The following is a 14,700-nucleotide window of genomic DNA, read 5'->3' on the forward strand; positions in this document are numbered from 1 at the left end:
CCCCGCCGCTAGGGTTTACAACGTGGTAAACGCTCGGCGCCTCCGCAGCCAGGACTGGTTCGACAACCCCGACAACCCCGCGATGACCGCGCTCTACATCGAGCGCTACATGAACGGCGGCGTGACCCGAGAGGAGCTTCAGTCGGGCAAGCCGATCATCGGCATCGCACAGACCGGCTCGGACCTCTCGCCCTGCAACCGCCACCATCTCGGGCTGGCCCAGCGCGTCCGCGACGGCATCCGGGAGATGGGCGGGATCGCGTTCGAGTTCCCGGTGCACCCGATCCACGAGATGGGGAAGCGGCCGACGGCGGCCTTGGACCGCAACCTCGCCTACCTCGGTCTGGTGGAGGTCCTCTACGGCTATCCCCTCGACGGGGTGGTGCTGACGACCGGGTGCGACAAGACGACCCCGGCGTGCGTGATGGCGGCGGCCACGGTGAACATCCCGGCGATCGTGCTCTCGGGCGGCCCGATGCTCAACGGGTGGCTCAAGGGCGAGCGCATCGGGTCGGGCACCATCATCTGGAAGGCGCGCGAGATGCTCGCCGCGGGGGAGATCGACGAGGCGGAGTTCACCGAGCTGATCGCCTCCTCGGCGCCGTCGCCGGGCCACTGCAACACCATGGGCACCGCCACGACGATGAACAGCCTCGCCGAGACCCTCGGGATGAGCCTGCCGGGCTCCGCCGCGATCCCGGCGCCCCACCGCGACCGCGGCCGGGTGGCCTACCTGACCGGCCGGCGCATCGTCGAGATGGTGCACGACGACCTCAAGCCCTCCGACATCCTGACCAGGGACGCCTTCGAGAACGCGATCGTGGTGAACTCCGCGATCGGCGGCTCCACCAACGCTCCGGTCCACGTCAACGCGATCGCCCGCCACATCGGGGTCGACCTCGCCATCGAGGAGTGGGAGACGATCGGCCACCGGATCCCGCTGCTGGTCGACATGCAGCCTGCCGGCAGGTTTCTCGGCGAGGAGTTCCACCGCGCGGGCGGGGTTCCGGCCGTCGTCCACGAGCTGATGCGACACGGGCTCATCCACGAGGACGCGCTCACCGTCAACGGTCGCACCATCGGCGACAACTGCCGCGACACGGTCAGCGAGGACCCCGAGGTGATCCGCGGCTTCGACGACCCGATCGTGGAGTCGGCCGGCTTCATCGTGCTGAGCGGAAACCTGTTCGACAGCGCGATCTTGAAGACTAGCGTGATCTCGGCGGAGTTCCGCGACCGCTACCTCTCCGACCCGGAGCACCCCAACGTCTTCGTCGGCCGCGCGATCGTCTTCGACGGGCCCGAGGACTACCACGCCCGCATCGACGACCCCTCGCTCGAGATCGACGAACGCTGCATCCTGTTCATCCGCGGCGTCGGTCCGATCGGCTACCCCGGCTCGGCCGAGGTCGTGAACATGCAGCCTCCCGCCGCGCTCATCGAGCGCGGCGTGCACTCGCTGCCGTGCGTGGGCGACGGCCGCCAGTCCGGTACGTCGGGGTCGCCCTCGATCCTCAACGCCTCGCCCGAGGCCGCCGTCGGCGGAGGCCTCGCGCTGCTGCGTACGAACGACGCCGTGCGGATCGACCTCAACCAGGGCCGGGCCGACATGCTGGTCCCCGACGACGAGCTCGCCGAGCGGCGGAAAGAGCGAGGCGACGTCCCGGTGCCGGAGTCGCAGACCCCGTGGCAGGAGATCCAGCGGTCCATGGTCGGCCAGCTCGCCGACGGCATGGTCCTCGAGCCCGCCGTGAAGCATCAGCGGGTGGTGCAGACCCACGGCACCCCGCGCGACAACCACTGAGGAGCAGCGCATGCACCTTGTCCGATACGACCGCGGCGACGGCCCCCGGGTCGGCGTACGTCAGGATGACTCGATCACGCCGCTGGCCGGCGTCGCCTCGATGGCCGAGCTCCTCGCCCTGCCGCTCGACGAGCTCCGCGCCACCGTCGAGTCCGCCACTGCGGCGCCGGCCCCGGCCGGGTCCGTACACCTGCTCGCCCCGCTCGACGGGCGAGCCGAGCTGTGGTGTGCCGGCGTCACCTACGCGTGCTCGCGCAGCGCCCGGATGGAGGAGAGCGAGGAGCGGTCGGTCTACGACAAGGTCTACTCCGCGCAGCGGCCCGAGCTGTTCCTCAAGGCACCGGCCTGGCGCCTGGTCACCGACGGCGACCCCGTCGGCATCAGGGCCGACTCCGGCCACGACGTACCCGAGCCGGAGCTCGCCGTCGTGGCCAACGCCCACGGCGAGATCGTCGGCTACACGGTCTGCAACGACATGAGCTCCCGCTCGATCGAGGGCGAGAACCCGCTCTACCTCTCCCAGGCCAAGGTGTACGCAGGGGGTGCAGCGCTCGCGACAGGCATCCGGCCGGCGTGGGAGGTGCCCGACGCCACCGACCTCGCCATCCGTCTGGCGGTCCGTCGTGACGGACGGGACGTGATCGCGGCGGAGACGTCGACCGAGCAGCTGGTCCGTCCGATCCAGCAGCTCGTCGACTACCTCTTCGTGGGCAACGACTTCCCCGACGGTGCCGCGCTGGCCACCGGCACCGGGATCGTCCCCGACTTCGACTTCAGCCTCCGGGCGGGTGACACGGTGGAGATCGAGATCGCCGAGGTCGGCAGGCTGGTCAACCGGGTCGAGGCGGGGAAGGAGCCGTTCGCCTGGCTCAGCCGTTGAGCGCCTGAGCGGCGTCGGCAGGCTCCGTGGGGGCCGTCACCGTGGTGCCGCCGGACGACTCCCGGACGATGACGTCGAAGGCAGCCTTGTGCAGCCGCGCCGGCCGCGACGAGCCTGTGCCCCACTCGATGCGCTCGACGAGCATGCCGACCGCCATCTCCGCGATCTCCGCGCGGCCGGGGTCGACGCTGGAGAGCGACGGGTTGGCGAGGTGGCTGATGGCGATGTTGTCGAAACCGATCACGGCCACGTCGTCGGGGACGACGCGACCCGCCTCGCCGAGGGCCCGGAGCGCACCCAGCGCTAGCGCGTCGGTGAGCGCGAAGACGGCGTCGAACTCCAGGCCCGACCTGATCAGCTCCCGGGCCGCCTCGGCGCCGTCGTCGGGATGCCAGGGCGCGACGACCCGCTCGAGCCGGGGATCGTGTTCGATGCCGGCCGCCGCCAGGGCCTCGCGATAGCCCTGGATCCGCAGGTTCGAGGGGCCCAGCTGGCGAGTCTCGTCCTCCGGGTGGGCGCCGATCACCGCGATCCGCCGGCGTCCCAGCGAGATCAGGTGCTCGACTGCCGATCGAGCCGCGGTGACGTTGTGCATCGTCACGTGGTCGGTGGGTCCACCGAAGATCCACTCGCCGAGCATGACCAGCGGGAAGTCGACGTCCGCCAGCAGGTCACGGTCCTCGCTGCCGAGCTGTTCGGGGCTGAAGAGCAGGCCGTCCGTCTGGGGGAGGCCGTGGGTGAGGAGCTCGATCTCGTGCTCACGGTCGCCGCCGAGCTGTCCGACGATGACGCTGAGACCACGCTTGGCCGCCGCCGCGATGACCGCGTCGGCGAGTTCGGCGAAGTAGGCCTGCTTCAGCTCCGGCACGGCCAGGCCGATGACGCCGGTGCGGCCGGAGCGCAGCCCGCGCGCGGAGTGGTTCGGCCGGTAGCCCAGCTCTGCGATCGCCCGCTGCACCCGAGCGCGCGTGTCGGGGTGGACGTTGGGGTGGTCGTTGACCACGTTGGACACGGTCTTGGGCGAGACGCGGGCCACGATCGCGACATCCCGCATCGTCACAGCCATCGTCGCCTCGTGTTCCCTCGTGCCCCCGTTGCAGAGGCAGCCTACATCGGCATCCGCGTCGGCTCCTGCCAGCTCGATCCGACACTCGGTGTGGCGGATGTCACGTTTGGGTCTTGACAGGGCCGGAACGCAGGACAAGGATATGCGCCGGATTACCACGTAGTAAATCTCCTGGTGAGAGACGTACATCGTCGTAAACCAGGTGATCCCCCATGCCCCTGCGAGTCGCCGGCCCCCGGCGAAGAGGAGACTTCTGGATGGCGGTCCTCCGGCGCCTGCTGTACTCGCAGAAGGCGGCCCCCTACCTCTTCATCGCGCCGTTCGTGATCACGCTGCTCGCGTTCTGGCTCGTCCCGCTCGCGCGCACCTTCATGCTGAGCACCCAGGAGGTCGTCTTCGGGCAGGCAGCCTTCATCGGACTGGACAACTACCAGCGCCTCTGGGAGGACCGGCTCTTCTGGAAGGCGATGTTCAACAGCGCCCGCTACATGGTGCTGACCATCGCGCTGCTGATCCCGATCCCGCTGGTGCTGGCCGCCGCGATCAACTCCAAGATCGGCAGCGAACGCGTCAAGGCGGTCTTCAAGGCGTCGATGTTCGTGCCGGCGCTGACCTCCGTCGTGGTCGCGGGCGTCATCTTCCGGCTGATGTTCGCCGAGAGCGGCACCGGCCTGATGAACCAGATCGTCGGCGTCTTCGGTCTCGACCCGGTGCGGTGGCTCCGCATCGACACCGGTGGCCTGATCGCCCTGCTGGCCTTGGCGATGTGGCGCTGGACCGGCGTCAACATCCTCTACTTCCTCGCCGGCATGCAGGCCATCCCGGAGGAGTACTACGAGGCCGCGACCATCGACGGTGCCGGCAAGGTGCAGCAGTTCTTCCACATCACGTTGCCCAACCTGAAGCCGACCATCGTCTACGTCACCACGATCAGCATCTACGGCGGTCTGGCGATGTTCCTGGAGAGCTTCATGCTCTACCGCGGCAACGCCTCGCCCAACGACCAGGGACTGACAGTCATCGGCTACCTCTACCGGCGCGGGATCGAGCAGAACGACCTCGGCTTCGCCTCCGCGGTCGGCGTCGTGCTGCTCGTGGTGATCATGACCATCAACCTCACCTTCCTCACGCTCAGCGGAACCTTCAAGAAGGAGAGCGCCCGATGAGCGCCGAGCCGATGAGTGCCGGCCGGGCCACCCGCACGCGGATCCAGCTGCCCTACTGGCTGCACGGCACGGTGCAGACCACCTTGCTGCTGATCCTCACGCTCGTGGTGCTCGCTCCGCTGCTGATCATGTTCGTGGCGACCTTCCAGGACGGCAACGACGTCATCCGGCGCGGTCTCTCGCTGAAGATCGACGTCGACTCGCTGTCGCTGGACAACTACGTGATGCTCTTCACCGACTCCGGTCCCTACTTCCGGTGGTTCGCCAACTCGATCTTCCTCACCGTCGTGCAGGTGGCCGGGACGCTGCTGGTCAGCTCGTTCGTGGCGTACGGCTTCGCGGTCTACGACTTCAAGGGCAAGACGGCGCTGTTCATCGCCGTGCTGCTGCTGATGGCGGTGCCCTTCGAGATCATGATGCTCCCGCTGTACGTCCTGGTGAACGACGTCGGCCTGGCCGACTCCTACTCGGTGATCGTGCTGCCGTTCCTGGCCGCGGCGGTGACGATCTTCTACTTCCGGCAGTACTTCCTCGGCATCCCGAAGGACCTGCTCGAGGCCGGCCGGATGGACGGCGCCACGGAGTTCGGCATCTTCTTCAAGATCGTGGTGCCGGTGGCGAAGCCGGCCTTCGCGGCGATGGCCATCCTCAACGGGATGATCATCTGGAACAACTTCCTCTGGCCGCTGCTGGTGCTGCGCTCGGAGTCGAAGTTCACCCTCCCGATCGGGCTCAACACCCTGCTCACCCCGCATGAGAACAACTACGAGCTGCTCATCATCGGGTCCCTGTTCTCACTTCTTCCCGTCCTGGTGCTTTTCCTGCTGTTCCAGCGGTTCTTCGTCGCTGGGATGACGGCCGGGGCGCTCAAGGGGTGACCCCTTGCACAACCCTCACAGATGGAGAGAACCATGACGACAACGCGGAGAATCATCTCGCTGCTCGCCGCAGGACTCGCCGCGACGCTCGCGCTGAGCGCCTGCGGCGGTTCCGGGGACGAGGGCGGACCTGACGCCGAGGGCCGCACCAGCATCGACATGTGGGTGTTCGCCGAGCTGCACGGCACCTACTACGAGGCGATGGCCAAGCAGTGGAACGAGAAGAATCCCGACAAGGAGATCAAGCTCGACGTCACGGTCTTCCCGTACGACGAGATGCACAACAAGCTCCAGCTCGCCGTGAACGCCGGCAAGGGGCTCCCCGACGTCGTGGACATCGAGGTGAACAAGTTCTCCAACTTCGTCGCCGCGGACGGCCGTACGCCGCTGGCCGACCTCTCCGAGGCCGCCGAGCCCTACCAGGACGACATCGTGCAGGCCCGGATGGATCTCTACACCCGGGAGGGGAAGCTGCTCGGCTACCCGACCCACGTCGGCGCCCAGGTGGCGTTCTACAACGTCCCGCTGCTGGAGAAGGCCGGGGTCGACTACAAGACGATCAAGACCTGGGACGACTTCAAGGCGGCAGGGGCCAAGTACAACAAGGCGACCGGCAAGGCATTCGGCGTCGCCAGCACCGACACCAACATCACCCAGCCGCTGATCATGGCGCAGCTCGGCGGCAACCTATTCGACGAGGACGGCAACCCCACGGTGAACAGCCCCGAGATCGTCGAGGCGACCGAGCTGCAGCAGGAGATGCAGAAGGCCGGAGCCATCTCGACCATCCCGGGCGGCAGCCCGGACATCGAGGAGGCCTATGGCCCCATCAACGACGGCGAGTACGCCGCGATCGTCTACCCGGCCTGGTACACCTCCCGGTTCGTCGACTACATGCCCGACCTCGCCGGCGACATCGCGATCGCCCCGGCCCCGGTGATCGAGGGCGGTGAGGTGGCCACGATCGGCGGCGGCGGCACCGGCACCTCGGTGATCGAGAGCTCGCCGGACAAGGACTTCGCGATGGAGTGGCTCGCCTTCGCGAAGCTGTCGCCGGAGGCCAACGTCGCCGTGTGGGAGGAGCTCGGCTTCGACCCCGTCAACATGTCGGTGTGGGAGGACGAGGAGGTCACCCACAACCCGGAGAACAAGTACAACAAGTACTTCCAGACCAACCTCTTCGACGTGCTCAACGAGGTCAAGGGCGACATCGGCCACTTCGAGTCCTTCGCGGACCCGAACCTGCCCAAGGTCGACGAGGTGTTCACGGGCAGCACCTACAACCAGATCTTCGGGGACGGTGTCCCGGCCAAGAAGGCGCTCGACCAGGCGCAGGCCGATCTGGAGAACCAGCTCAAGTAGCCCGCACCAGAGAGGAACCCATGGAGAACGGCAAGCTGACGATCGATCCGGCGTTCACCGTCGCCCCCGTCAACAGGAGGATCTTCGGGTCGTTCGTGGAGCACATGGGGCGCTGTGTCTACGGCGGCATCTTCGAGCCAGGACACCCGACCGCGGACGAGGACGGGCTGCGAGGTGACGTACTCGACCTCGTCCGCGAGCTCGGCGTGACAGCCGTCCGCTACCCGGGTGGCAACTTCGTCTCGGGCTACAAGTGGGAGGACGGGGTGGGACCGCGCGACCAGCGGCCCACCCGCCTGGACCCCGCCTGGCGGTCCATCGAGACCAACGAGTTCGGGCTCAACGAGTTCATGACCTGGGCGCGGAAGGCCGACATCGAGCCCATCATGGCGATGAACCTCGGCACGCGCGGACTGGCCGAGGCGCTCGAGCTGCTGGAGTACGCCAACCACCCCGGCGGCACCGAGCTGTCCGAGCGGCGCATCGCCCACGGTGCCGAGGAGCCGCACGACATCCGGATGTGGTGCCTCGGAAACGAGATGGACGGACCCTGGCAGCTCGGCCACAAGACGGCCGCGGAGTACGGCCGTCTGGCCAAGGAGGTGGCCAGGGGCATGCGGCAGTACGACGCCGACCTCGAGCTGGTCGCCTGCGGCAGCTCCGGCCGCTCGATGCCGACCTTCGGTGAGTGGGAGGCGACGGTTCTCGAGCACACCTACGACGTCGTCGACTTCGTCTCGGCGCACGCCTACTACGAGCTGGAGGGCGACGACGTCGCCAGCTTCCTCGCCTCCTCAATCGACATGGACCTCTTCATCCGAGAGGTCGTCGCGACCGCCGACCACATCGGCGCGAAGCTCTCCTCCTCGAAGCGGATCAACGTCTCCTTCGACGAGTGGAACGTCTGGTACCTGAAGAAGTTCCAGCAAGAGGGCGCGCCGGGGGAGTGGACCTTCGCCCCACGGCTCAGCGAGGACGCCTACACCGCGCTCGACGCCGTCGTGGTCGGCTCCCTGCTCGTCACGCTGCTCAAGCACAGCGACCGGGTGACCGCCGCCTGCCAGGCCCAGCTGGTCAACACCATCGGCTCGATCCGGTGCGAGCCCGGCGGGCCGGCCTGGCGACAGAGCATCTTCCACCCGTTCGCACTGACCGCTCGGTACGCGCAGGGGGAGGTGCTCGAGCCGCGGGTGAGCGCGCCGACGATGGCGACCGCCAAGCACGGCGAGGTCTCCGTCCTCGACTCGGTGGCGACCCACGACGCGGAGAACGGCCGCGTGGCCGTGTTCGTCGTCAACCGGCACCCGTCAGAGTCGGTGTCCTTCTCCACCGACCTTCGCCACTTCGGCGGCGGTGTCGAGCTGGTCGAGGCGTCGGTCCTCGGCGGCGAGGACCTGTTCGCCGTCAACAGCATGGAGGAGCCCGACCGGGTCGTGCCCCAGGCGTACGACGCGGTGAAGGTCGCCGACGGCGCGCTGGAGGCCGAGCTGCCCCCGGCCTCGTGGAGCATGTTCGTCCTGCAGACCTCCTGACGGGAGCAGCCTCGACCGCCGCCGGGAATGTTCGGCGGCGGTCCTGGCGTTCACACAGCATGACCATCCTGCTCGAACGCCCGACAGCGAACGTGTCGCCGATGAGCGCGCCCATGCTCGCGCGCGTACCCTGGGATGTGATGAGCGACAACAACGAAGTGGAAGAGGTCGACCTGGCCACCGAGACGCCCGAGGAGCGCGCGCTGCGCTTCGAGCGGGACGCGCTGCCCTTCCTCGACCAGCTCTACTCGGCGGCGATGCGTATGACCCGCAACCCGTCCGACGCGGAAGACCTGGTGCAGGAGACGTTCGCCAAGGCGTACTCCTCCTTCCACCAGTTCAAGCCCGGCACCAACCTGAAGGCCTGGCTCTACCGGATCCTGACCAACACCTTCATCAACACCTACCGCAAGAAGCAGCGCCAGCCGCAGCAGTCGATGTCCGAGGACGTCGAGGACTGGCAGCTCGCCCGGGCCGAGTCCCACAGCTCGACCGGTCTGAAGTCTGCGGAGATGGAGGCGCTCGAGCACCTGCCCGACTCCCAGGTGAAGGACGCCCTGCAGCGTCTTCCCGAGGAGTTTCGGCTCGCTGTCTACCTCGCCGACGTCGAGGGATTCGCCTACAAGGAGATCGCCGAGATCATGGAAACCCCGATCGGCACCGTGATGTCGCGGCTTCACCGCGGCCGGCGCCAGCTGCGCGACCTTCTCTCCGACTACGTACGAACAAACGACCTCACCGGCGCTCGTGGAGGTGCGTCATGAGTGCTCACGAACACGCCGCCTCACCCTCAGACTGCGCAGACTTCCTCGAGCAGATCGTCTTCCTGATCGACAACGAGCTCACCGCTGCCGATGCCGACCAGGTCAAGCAGCATCTGCAGAGCTGCAACCCGTGCCTCGAGACCTACGACCAGCAGCGCATCGTCAAAGCGGTCGTCGCGCGCTCGTGCACCGAGGTCGCCCCGGGCGACCTGCGCTCGAAGATCATGGTCCAGATCCAGGAGCTCCGCACCCGGAGCTGATCCGACCCGAGTACGACGAGAGCCCCAGCCGGATCGGCTGGGGCTCTTTGGTCTTCACACAGCTGGTGATCAGCTGTTGGGGCGCTTGCCGTGGTTCGCGCCCTTCTTGCGGCGCGCGCGGCGCTTGCGGCCGGTCTTGCCCATGATGATCTCCTCCATTGGGGTACGTGGACCCCGAGGGGCCTCGGCACAGTCTCTCAAAACCAGGGCCGTGAGAGCCAATCTGGGTCCGTGTCAGGCCAGAACCTCAGGCCAGATAGGTGGCGTTCGACTTCTTCAGAGCGGCGACGACGACCAGCAGCAGGTCGCCGCGGATCTGCGGCGTGTCGTTGCTGAGCGCGAGCTGGATGTAGAGCGCCCGCAGGAACGCCTCGGCGTTGCCGGTGAGCAGGAACGGGTCGCGGTCGGGCGTCTCCGGCGTGGCGGTGGCGACGGTCGCGATCCGGTTGATCCACGGCTCCATGATGCTCAGCGGGACCAGGTTGCGGCGCAGCACCGACATCGTGGCGGCCGCGAGCCGGTCGGGCTCACCGTGGGCGTAGATGGTGTCGCCGCGGGCCAGGACCCGGTCGGCGACCACGTCGAGGATGACCGTCAGCTCGGGCTTGCCGAGATGGTTGGAGGCGGCCAGGGTGCCGAGCGCGTCGGCGCCGCGCGCCACCGCGTGCGCCCAGCCGCGCTCGGGGACGAAGGCGCGCAGGTCGCGCTCGCGCAGCAGCCAGGTGGCGATCCGGTCGCCCCACTCCAGCACCTTCTCCGCGGCCACCAGCGAGCGGGCGTTGTCGCGGGCGATGCACTCGGCCAGCGCCTCGACCGAGGAGGCGCGGCGGAAGACGCCGTTGTTGCCGGAGTCGCCGAGTCCGACCACCAGGCCGGCCGCCATCCCGTCGCCCAGACCCGCGAGCAGGTCGTCGTAGACACCGCGCTGGATCCACGTCGACAGGGCCGGGACGGCCAGGCCGCTGCGTACGTCCGGGTCGGGGTCGCCGAGCATCCGGGTGAGCTCGATGGTGAGGTCACCGAGGGGCCGGTCCGTGGGTACGGCGAGACCGGTCGAGTGAACCTCCCGCCAGTACGCCTCCGACATGGGGAACATCCTGCCAAACGCCGCCGCGCGTGGACATCCGACCCGCGCAATGTGCTACCAAGGTCTACATCTACGCTGTCGACGTGCCCACCATGAGTGAGCTTGCCCAGCACCACACCGACCTCGACAGCGACGACGTCGGGTGGCTTCAGCTGCTCATGGCCGACTGGCAGATCCTCGCCGACCTCTCCTTCGCCGACCTGGTGCTGTGGTTGCCGGACAAGTCCGGCAACGGCTTCTGGGCGGCCGGGCAGATGCGTCCCACGACCGGCCCGACTGCCTACGTCGACGACATCGTCGGCATGTTCGTGCCGAAGGGACGCCACGCGACCCTGGACAACGCCGTCGACGCCGGCAGGCTGGTGCGCGAGGGCGACCCGGAGTGGCGCGACGACCTCCCGGTGCGGGTCGAGACCATCCCGGTCCGTCGCGCCGGCCGCATCATCGCGGTGCTGAGCCGCAACACCAACCTGCTCGGCGTACGCACGCCGTCCAAGCTCGAGCTCTCCTACCTGCAGACGGCCAACGACCTGACGCAGATGGTGGCCAACGGCTACTTCCCGGCGGTCGGCCAGCGCAGCGACCACACCGACACCCCACGTGTGGGGGACGGCTTCGTCCGTGTGGACGCCGACGGCGTCGTCGACTACGCCAGCCCCAACGCGCTGTCCGTATTCCGGCGGCTGGGGCTCTCCGGCGACCTCGCCGGGCAGTCCCTGGCCGGGATGACCCGCGCCCTCGTACCGCCGCGCAAGCGGCCCGACGAGGAGACGCTGAGCGCGGTGCTCGGCGGCCGAGCTCATCGCGACACCGAGATCGACACCGGAGTGATGGCGATCATCATGCGCTCGATCCCGCTGCGCCCGCGCGGCGAGGCGATCGGTGCGCTGGTGCTGTTGCGTGACGTCACAGACCTGCGCCGACGCGACCGTGAGCTCGTCACCAAGGACGCGACGATCCGCGAGATCCACCACCGGGTCAAGAACAACCTACAAACCGTGGCTGCGCTGCTCCGGATGCAGGCCCGCCGGGTCGACTCCGGTGTGGCGCAGGACGCGCTCAACGAGGCCGTACGTCGGGTCGGATCCATCGCGCTGGTGCACGAGATCCTCTCCCAGCAGGCCGTCGAGGAGACCGTCGAGTTCGACGAGATCGCCGACCGGCTGGCCTCCATGGTCGGGGAGGTCACCTCGGTCGGCGTCCCGGTGCGGGTCCGCCGTGAGGGGTCGTTCGGGTCGCTCCCCTCCGAGGTGGCCACGCCGATGGCGATGGTCCTCACCGAGCTCCTGCAGAACGCAGTCGAGCACGGCTACCGCGGCAGCGGCCCGGGAGACCCGGCGACGGGGAAGATCTTGATGTCCGTACGACAACAACCCGCCGGGCATCTCCGGATGACCATCGATGACGACGGTCACGGACTACCCGACGGGTTCAACCTCGACACCTCGACCAACCTGGGGCTGTCGATCGTCAAGACTCTCGTCGAAAGCGAGCTCGGGGGCCGGCTCTCTTTGGGTCCCCGGCCGGATGGCCACGGGGCGAGAGCTGCGGTCGAGCTGCCGTTGGAACTCTAGGTGGATCTCTAGGGGTTTGTTGGCCTCTAGAAGTCGGTCAGACGGCGGTGCGGACACGGGAGCGGGCGTTGCGGCGCTTCAGCGCACGACGCTCGTCCTCGCTCAGTCCACCCCACACGCCGTGGTCCTGGCCGGCCTCAAGAGCCCACTGAAGACACTGCTCCCGGACGTCGCAACGCCGGCAGACCTGCTTGGCTTCCTCGATCTGAAGGATCGCGGGACCGGTGTTTCCGATGGGGAAGAACAGTTCCGGGTCTTCATCGAGACAAGCCGAACGGTGGCGCCAATCCATGGCTGGGTAGACCCTCTTTCTGACGTAGGATGGGCAAGGCCCTGGTGGTTCGAGACCTTGCGAATGGGCACGTGGCGGGGATGTGTGAATGTCTTCACGTGCTTGCTGTCTCTAGAGTTCCAATAAATGGACTCCGAAACAACCCCTAACCAGTGTCTGCTTCGTCACCGGACCGTAACACTCAATCCGCCTGAGGCTAGACAAATCGGTAACGCGGTGAGTTACCTATTTATTTCGTGGTGTATCCTCTCGCGGTCTCGGCTCGGTGAACAGCCGTTCCAGGCCATGGCCTAGGCTGCTGAGGTGACCGCGCTGCACCGCCCCCGGACCCTTCTGCTGACCGTGTTCGCCGCCGGCCTCGAGGCCGCCGCGATGCTGGTGTGGGCAGTGCTCGACTTCGTACGCATCCCCGACGCCGCCTCGCTCACGACCGCGATCGCGGGCGGCCTCTTCTTCCTGCTGTGTGCCGCCGGCATCGGCTGGTGCACCCTCATGATCTGGCGGCTGGAGTCGTGGTCGCGCGCGCCGCTCGTGCTCGTCCAGCTGATCGTGCTCGGCCTGGCCTGGAACCTGCGCGAGGACGTTGTCGTCGCCGCCGGCCTCGCGCTGGTGGCGGTGATCGCCCTCGTCGGCATCTTCGCGCCGCCGAGCATCGCCGCGCTCGAGGAGCGCGAGGTCTAGTCCTCCTCCAGCGCCTTGCGGAGCCGGGCGAGGGACCGGTTGAGCAGCCGGGAGACCTGCATCTGGGAGACGCCCAGCTCAGCGGCGATCTCGGTCTGGGTCTTGCTGCGGAAGAACTTCAGCATCAGCACCTGCTTCTCGTGGGCGGAGAGGCTGTCGAGCACCGGCTTGATCGACTCCCGCACCTCGACGTCGTCCAGCCGCAGATCGTGGGCGGTCAGGGAGTCGAGCATCGGCGCGGCGTCGTCGCTCTCGGAGTCGAGGGACAGCGCTGCGTACGCGTTGCCGGACTCCAGTCCCTCCACGACGGTCTCCAGGCTGACGCCGAGCCGGGCGGCCAGGTCGCGGGCCGTGGGGGAGCGGCCGAGCTCCTGGGAGAGCTCGGCGGTGGCGTCGCGGAGGTTCTGCTGCAGGTCGCGCAGGCGCCGCGGCACGCTGACGGCCCAGCGGCTGTCGCGGAAGTAGCGCTTGATCTCGCCCAGGATCGTGGGCACGGCGTAGGTCGAGAACTCCACGTCGCGGGAGAGGTCGTAGCGGTCGACGGCGTTGAGAAGGCCGACCACGCCGACCTGGACGAGGTCCTCATGGGGCTCGCCGCGACCGTAGAACTGCGAGGCGCAGTACTCCACCAGCGCCATGTTGAGGTGGACCAGCTCGTCGCGGGCGCTGGTGCGCTCCGCGTCGGTCAGGTCGTGCTCTGCCAGGGCCGTGAAGAGCTCCCGGGAGCGGGCGCGGGCGTCGTCCACCTCGCGGGTGCTCCTGGATCTCGACGACCGAATCGTCTGATGCGCCATGTCAGCGCGCGGCTCCAGGCGGGGTCGCTCCCGCGACCAGCGAGATCCTGAGCCGGTCACCGTCGGGAGTGGCGGTGACGCCGCGCGCCAGGGTGGTCAGCACCTGCCAGGCGAAGCTGGCCCTGTCGATCACCGCCTCGGTGTCGCAGGTGGTGGTCACGGTGACCCCGACGGTGTCCTCGCCGAGGTCGAAGACGACCTCCAGCTCCGCGTTCTCGGCGGCACACTCGAGACAGAGCGCGGCCGCCTCGCTGACCGCCATCCGCAGGTCCTCGATGTCCTCGAGCGTGAAGTCGAGGCGCGCAGCGAGCGCTGCAGTCGTCGTACGCAGCACGGAGACGTAAGCACCTTCGGCAGGAAGGCGCATCTCGACCTGGGGCATCTGGGTTGTCAGTCCTTCTGGTGGGAGTCCCGTCGATTATGCATCGAGATCACGCGGACCGTGCCGTCAACCCACCACAGCCGCCCCGCGAACGGGACGGCTGTGGGGGATGCTGAGATGAAGAGAGGCTCAGGCCTTCTTGGTGGCCCAGAAGATCTCGGCGATCTCGTCGATCTTG

Annotated in this window: 16 protein-coding genes; 10 read left to right on the plus strand and 6 right to left on the minus strand. The window is 68.0% G+C overall.

Annotated features, from left to right (window positions below; all coding sequences use genetic code 11):
* The first annotated feature begins 22 nt into the window (after window positions 1-22).
* Together IEY81_RS22105 and IEY81_RS22110 are read left to right on the plus strand one after the other, a co-directional pair.
* A complete protein-coding gene (locus IEY81_RS22105; RefSeq protein ID WP_189120657.1) occupies window positions 23-1,804 on the plus strand; it encodes an IlvD/Edd family dehydratase in 1,782 nt (593 codons plus the stop codon).
* Between the two features lie 10 nt (window positions 1,805-1,814).
* Window positions 1,815-2,684, plus strand: a complete 870-nt coding sequence (locus IEY81_RS22110) for a fumarylacetoacetate hydrolase family protein (RefSeq protein ID WP_189120658.1) — start codon at window positions 1,815-1,817, stop codon at window positions 2,682-2,684.
* Here the strand turns inward: IEY81_RS22110 and IEY81_RS22115 are convergent.
* Entirely contained in the window at window positions 2,674-3,750 is a 1,077-nt protein-coding gene (locus IEY81_RS22115; RefSeq protein ID WP_189120659.1) for a LacI family DNA-binding transcriptional regulator, read from the minus strand. The genes IEY81_RS22110 and IEY81_RS22115 overlap by 11 nt on opposite strands.
* A 257-nt stretch (window positions 3,751-4,007) precedes the next feature.
* Between IEY81_RS22115 and IEY81_RS22120 the strand changes: the two genes are divergently transcribed.
* The 6 genes from IEY81_RS22120 to rsrA all read left to right on the plus strand — a co-directional run bounded on the left by IEY81_RS22120 (window position 4,008) and on the right by rsrA (window position 9,712).
* A complete protein-coding gene (locus IEY81_RS22120) occupies window positions 4,008-4,916 on the plus strand; it encodes a carbohydrate ABC transporter permease (RefSeq protein WP_189120660.1) in 909 nt (302 codons plus the stop codon).
* Window positions 4,913-5,794, plus strand: coding sequence for a carbohydrate ABC transporter permease (locus IEY81_RS22125; RefSeq protein WP_229788082.1), 882 nt, complete (start codon window positions 4,913-4,915; stop codon window positions 5,792-5,794). Before IEY81_RS22120 ends, IEY81_RS22125 begins: the two co-directional genes overlap by 4 nt.
* A 33-nt stretch (window positions 5,795-5,827) precedes the next feature.
* Window positions 5,828-7,156: an ABC transporter substrate-binding protein gene (locus IEY81_RS22130; protein WP_189120661.1), complete on the plus strand. Its 1,329-nt coding sequence runs from the start codon at window positions 5,828-5,830 to the stop codon at window positions 7,154-7,156.
* A 20-nt stretch (window positions 7,157-7,176) separates the two neighbouring features.
* A complete protein-coding gene (gene arfA / locus IEY81_RS22135; protein WP_189120662.1) occupies window positions 7,177-8,688 on the plus strand; it encodes an arabinosylfuranosidase ArfA in 1,512 nt (503 codons plus the stop codon).
* 140 nt (window positions 8,689-8,828) lie between these two features.
* Complete coding sequence (locus IEY81_RS22140) at window positions 8,829-9,452, plus strand: sigma-70 family RNA polymerase sigma factor (RefSeq protein ID WP_189120663.1); 624 nt, start codon at window positions 8,829-8,831, stop codon at window positions 9,450-9,452.
* Window positions 9,449-9,712, plus strand: coding sequence for a mycothiol system anti-sigma-R factor (rsrA, locus tag IEY81_RS22145; RefSeq protein WP_189120664.1), 264 nt, complete (start codon window positions 9,449-9,451; stop codon window positions 9,710-9,712). The genes IEY81_RS22140 and rsrA overlap by 4 nt, the downstream gene beginning before the upstream one ends.
* Window positions 9,713-9,781: 69 nt before the next feature.
* Here the strand turns inward: rsrA and IEY81_RS24630 are convergent, their stop codons facing one another.
* Window positions 9,782-9,856, minus strand: coding sequence for a 50S ribosomal protein bL37 (locus IEY81_RS24630; RefSeq protein WP_370249596.1), 75 nt, complete (start codon window positions 9,854-9,856; stop codon window positions 9,782-9,784).
* Window positions 9,857-9,959: 103 nt separating this feature from the next.
* Window positions 9,960-10,799, minus strand: a complete 840-nt coding sequence (locus IEY81_RS22150) for a DUF2785 domain-containing protein (RefSeq protein ID WP_189120665.1) — start codon at window positions 10,797-10,799, stop codon at window positions 9,960-9,962.
* 92 nt (window positions 10,800-10,891) lie between these two features.
* Between IEY81_RS22150 and IEY81_RS22155 the strand changes: the two genes are divergently transcribed.
* On the plus strand, window positions 10,892-12,373 hold the full coding sequence (locus IEY81_RS22155; RefSeq protein ID WP_444544159.1) for a sensor histidine kinase: 1,482 nt from the start codon (window positions 10,892-10,894) through the stop codon (window positions 12,371-12,373).
* A 37-nt stretch (window positions 12,374-12,410) separates the two neighbouring features.
* Here the strand turns inward: IEY81_RS22155 and IEY81_RS22160 are convergent, their stop codons facing one another.
* On the minus strand, window positions 12,411-12,665 hold the full coding sequence (locus IEY81_RS22160; RefSeq protein ID WP_008362075.1) for a WhiB family transcriptional regulator: 255 nt from the start codon (window positions 12,663-12,665) through the stop codon (window positions 12,411-12,413).
* Window positions 12,666-12,968: 303 nt separating this feature from the next.
* On the opposite strand from IEY81_RS22160, the gene IEY81_RS22165 reads away from it, so the two are divergent.
* Entirely contained in the window at window positions 12,969-13,346 is a 378-nt protein-coding gene (locus IEY81_RS22165; RefSeq protein ID WP_189120667.1) for a hypothetical protein, read from the plus strand.
* Here IEY81_RS22165 and IEY81_RS22170 read toward each other — a convergent pair.
* Together IEY81_RS22170 and IEY81_RS22175 are read right to left on the minus strand one after the other, a co-directional pair.
* Entirely contained in the window at window positions 13,343-14,092 is a 750-nt protein-coding gene (locus IEY81_RS22170) for a SigB/SigF/SigG family RNA polymerase sigma factor (protein ID WP_229788083.1), read from the minus strand. The genes IEY81_RS22165 and IEY81_RS22170 overlap by 4 nt on opposite strands.
* Before the next feature lie 49 nt (window positions 14,093-14,141).
* Window positions 14,142-14,522 carry an ATP-binding protein gene (locus IEY81_RS22175; protein WP_189120669.1) on the minus strand — a complete coding sequence of 127 codons (381 nt, stop codon included), beginning with the start codon at window positions 14,520-14,522 and terminating at the stop codon, window positions 14,142-14,144.
* Between the last annotated feature and the right edge of the window lie 178 nt (window positions 14,523-14,700).

The organism is Nocardioides luteus, assembly GCF_014648595.1.
In the GTDB taxonomy this organism is placed as follows: Bacteria; Actinomycetota; Actinomycetes; order Propionibacteriales; family Nocardioidaceae; genus Nocardioides; species Nocardioides luteus.

What these genes read in the sequence shown, in the direction of transcription:
- IEY81_RS22110 (WP_189120658.1), top strand. Translation starts at nt 1,815, where the DNA reads ATGCACCTTGTCCGATACGACCGCGGCGACGGCCCCCGGGTCGGCGTA.
- IEY81_RS22115 (WP_189120659.1), bottom strand. Translation starts at nt 3,750, where the DNA reads ATGGCTGTGACGATGCGGGATGTCGCGATCGTGGCCCGCGTCTCGCCC.
- IEY81_RS22120 (WP_189120660.1), top strand. Translation starts at nt 4,008, where the DNA reads ATGGCGGTCCTCCGGCGCCTGCTGTACTCGCAGAAGGCGGCCCCCTAC.
- IEY81_RS22125 (WP_229788082.1), top strand. Translation starts at nt 4,913, where the DNA reads ATGAGCGCCGAGCCGATGAGTGCCGGCCGGGCCACCCGCACGCGGATC.
- IEY81_RS22130 (WP_189120661.1), top strand. Translation starts at nt 5,828, where the DNA reads ATGACGACAACGCGGAGAATCATCTCGCTGCTCGCCGCAGGACTCGCC.
- arfA (WP_189120662.1), top strand. Translation starts at nt 7,177, where the DNA reads ATGGAGAACGGCAAGCTGACGATCGATCCGGCGTTCACCGTCGCCCCC.
- IEY81_RS22140 (WP_189120663.1), top strand. Translation starts at nt 8,829, where the DNA reads ATGAGCGACAACAACGAAGTGGAAGAGGTCGACCTGGCCACCGAGACG.
- rsrA (WP_189120664.1), top strand. Translation starts at nt 9,449, where the DNA reads ATGAGTGCTCACGAACACGCCGCCTCACCCTCAGACTGCGCAGACTTC.
- IEY81_RS22150 (WP_189120665.1), bottom strand. Translation starts at nt 10,799, where the DNA reads ATGTCGGAGGCGTACTGGCGGGAGGTTCACTCGACCGGTCTCGCCGTA.
- IEY81_RS22155 (WP_444544159.1), top strand. Translation starts at nt 10,892, where the DNA reads ATGAGTGAGCTTGCCCAGCACCACACCGACCTCGACAGCGACGACGTC.
- IEY81_RS22160 (WP_008362075.1), bottom strand. Translation starts at nt 12,665, where the DNA reads ATGGATTGGCGCCACCGTTCGGCTTGTCTCGATGAAGACCCGGAACTG.
- IEY81_RS22175 (WP_189120669.1), bottom strand. Translation starts at nt 14,522, where the DNA reads ATGCCCCAGGTCGAGATGCGCCTTCCTGCCGAAGGTGCTTACGTCTCC.